General features: G+C 37.0%; 4 protein-coding genes. All 4 read left to right on the top strand.

The genetic code is table 11. The features are described from left to right. Window positions 1-59: 59 nt before the first annotated feature. On the top strand, window positions 60-515 hold the full coding sequence (locus HN459_02010; GenBank protein ID MBT3478215.1) for a hypothetical protein: 456 nt from the start codon (window positions 60-62) through the stop codon (window positions 513-515). A 22-nt stretch (window positions 516-537) separates the two neighbouring features. After that, window positions 538-1,029 (top strand): hypothetical protein, encoded by a 492-nt coding sequence (locus HN459_02005; protein MBT3478214.1) that lies wholly within the window; start codon window positions 538-540, stop codon window positions 1,027-1,029. Window positions 1,030-1,206: 177 nt separating this feature from the next. Beyond that, window positions 1,207-2,115, top strand: coding sequence for a LamG domain-containing protein (locus tag HN459_02000; GenBank protein ID MBT3478213.1), 909 nt, complete (start codon window positions 1,207-1,209; stop codon window positions 2,113-2,115). An 8-nt stretch (window positions 2,116-2,123) separates the two neighbouring features. Further along, window positions 2,124-2,687: prepilin peptidase (locus HN459_01995; protein MBT3478212.1), on the top strand; the 564-nt coding region annotated here is incomplete at its 3' end.

Below are 2,687 nucleotides of genomic sequence, written 5' to 3'. Positions count from 1 at the left end.
CCTTCAAATGGAGTAAAAGAGTATTTGATGAATCAACCGAAAGACGTCAGAATTGGAATATGAATCGATATACTAGAGTAAAAATTGTGCGCGACGGTAATATCATTAAAGCATGGACAGGTCCATTTACAAATAGTCGTCCGGACCCAAATAATCCGCAATACTCAGATGATTATATTGAAATTGATTTAGCTAGTGATAGAAGGTTGCACAAATTTATAGGCAAAAGACAATATGGATACGCAACTTTAAGTCAACAACTTTCGCAATATTATGATGTTTCTCTTGTGGGTGGAACAGTCCAAAGGAGGGATTTTTCGATATTGGTTGATGTAGGAAATGAAGAGCCTGTAGTTACTGAATATTATAAGATTGATGAAGGAGGGTCTCACTTGCAACAGGTTGGAAATTTACAAAGAGATCTTGGGTATTTACGTCCTCTTTTCAATCCTGAAAATAATAATAAGTTTTTGTTAACAGAAACTGGCATCATGGTGTATCCATTTGAAGACTAATAAGGGATTTACACTTATCGAAATGCTGCTAACCATCGCAGTTTTAGGGATTGTGATGCCGCTACTTTTCAATGTGATCAATAGTAGTTTTAAAGAGCTCCGTAAAATGGAATCGATTCAGATGAAAAATATTGTTGAGTCGCGCCTAATAAATCGACTAGAGGAAGATTTTAGGACCCATACCAAATTCAAATTCATGACCGCTGATTCGATTGGGTTCTATACCACGCGCGATCAATTGTTCCAGCAGGAGGTGTCCTATTTTATTGCGGATGATGTCATATACTATCGGGTGGATGATTCAGATAAAAAAGTTCTAGTAAAAAATGTGAATACTCTCGTTACTGAATTCAAGTATTACAATTATGACAATACGGTCAAATCACCAGAAAATTCCGATTCATTCATTATTCCTGAGATGAACACCATGCCTAAAATTCGCCTCAATTATCAATTTACCCTTGATGAAAACATTGTGAGGAATCATTATATCAAAGTACGGAGACTGAACTAGATGAAAAAAAGTGGAGGCATCATTTTATTATTTTCGTTAGTAATCACATTTACCGCATTAGGCATCCTCTTACTGTTAAGCTCGACTGCGACCTCGAATCTACGAACGGCGGCCAATAAATACGTTCGTACACAATTGATCAGTAATATTCGCTCCGGAAATACCCTCATTGAAAACGTGACATTACCAGCGTTTAACGATGAAGGAATCCTTGAGATTGAAACGATTGAATCCGGTACTATCCAATTAAAAAGACTAGAGCAAAAAGCTTCTAGATACCAAGGACAGTTTACGTTCGCTGACCTAGGAGCTCATGATCATTTCAAACAGATTCAAGATCAGTTCACCATATCACTCTGGATGAAACCTCAAAATCTTGCCTCACCTCTCACCGGTTTACAGCTTCCTTACAGCGGAGAGCCAGTTCTTGGTTTTAGTCAAAAAAGATTTGATGACTATCCAGGCGCTGGGTTCCAATTCGCCTTTAGTCGGATCGTTGAAAATACCGTTGCGCGACTCAATTTCAATGTTACATTGAATGATTCAGAGGTACGTACTTTTTATTCACTTGGTTTTAATAATATTATTGACAGTGAGTGGATATTTGTCACTGTGGTATATGATGGGAATCAGCTCAGGATTTTACGTAATGAGGAAGTAATGGATGAAATAAATGCCAGTGGCAATGTAGACTGGTCAACGATCGCCAATAGTAGTTTTTTTATTGGTAAATATGTGGATACGCCTATGATGGGGGGTATTTTCTTTTCTGGTCAGGTACGGAACGTGGGAATATGGAATAGTGCAATGAATAATGCAAGCGTAGGCTATATGCATCGACAGGGGTTGAATTTTAATTCACTGATCAATTTTAGTGATTATGCTAGCAGCGATCAGTTGCTTGGATTTTGGAAGATGAACGATGGAACGGGTACGGTCGTATTGGACTATTCAATATATTCGAATAATGGTAGCATTCTCAACATGAATGCTTCGGATCAATGCTGGTCTACAGTCACTGACAGTTTTACGTATATAATTTCATCAGAGTTCAATGAATTCCAACGCTCAGAAAATCTGCGATAGGTAATCAATTGCAAATCTTAATATTTATTTTAGGTGCATGTGTCGGTTCATTTGCGAATGTACTTGCCATTCGTACCACTGAATCTAGAAATTACATTTTTGGAAGATCAAAATGCCCAAAATGTGATAGGCAAATTCATTGGTATGACAATTTACCATTAATTTCATTTTTATTGCTAAAGGGTCGGTGTAGACAATGTAAAGAATCCATATCAATGCAATACCCTGTGGTTGAATTAGTGATGGGGATATTGGCTGTAGTATTCTATGTGCATAATTCGTCGTTTTTACCATATATTCTATTAATGGGTATGGGTACTATGTTACTAGCCATTGCCCTGACCGATTTAAAAGAAAAATTCATTTATGAGTCTCATTTATATTCACTGCTAGCATTTTCAATCTGTTATCGATATTTATTTATAGATGTGGGCATAATGGATACGCTGCTGGGTGTTGGACTGTTTGGAGGTTTCTTGCTCTGTTTACGATTTATTGGTCGTATTATCTATAAACGTGAAGCAATGGGTGTAGGTGATATCAAAATGGGATTTATTTTAGGAATACTATTT

Source organism: Candidatus Neomarinimicrobiota bacterium (genome assembly GCA_018647265.1).
Classification (GTDB): Bacteria; Fidelibacterota; Marinisomatia; order Marinisomatales; family TCS55; genus TCS55.
This window is presented reverse-complemented; position numbering and strand designations above follow the sequence as displayed.

Excerpts from the sequence above, each read along its gene's own strand:
- HN459_02010 (MBT3478215.1), top strand. The coding sequence starts at position 60 with ATGAATCGATATACTAGAGTAAAAATTGTGCGCGACGGTAATATCATT.
- HN459_02005 (MBT3478214.1), top strand. The coding sequence starts at position 538 with ATGCTGCTAACCATCGCAGTTTTAGGGATTGTGATGCCGCTACTTTTC.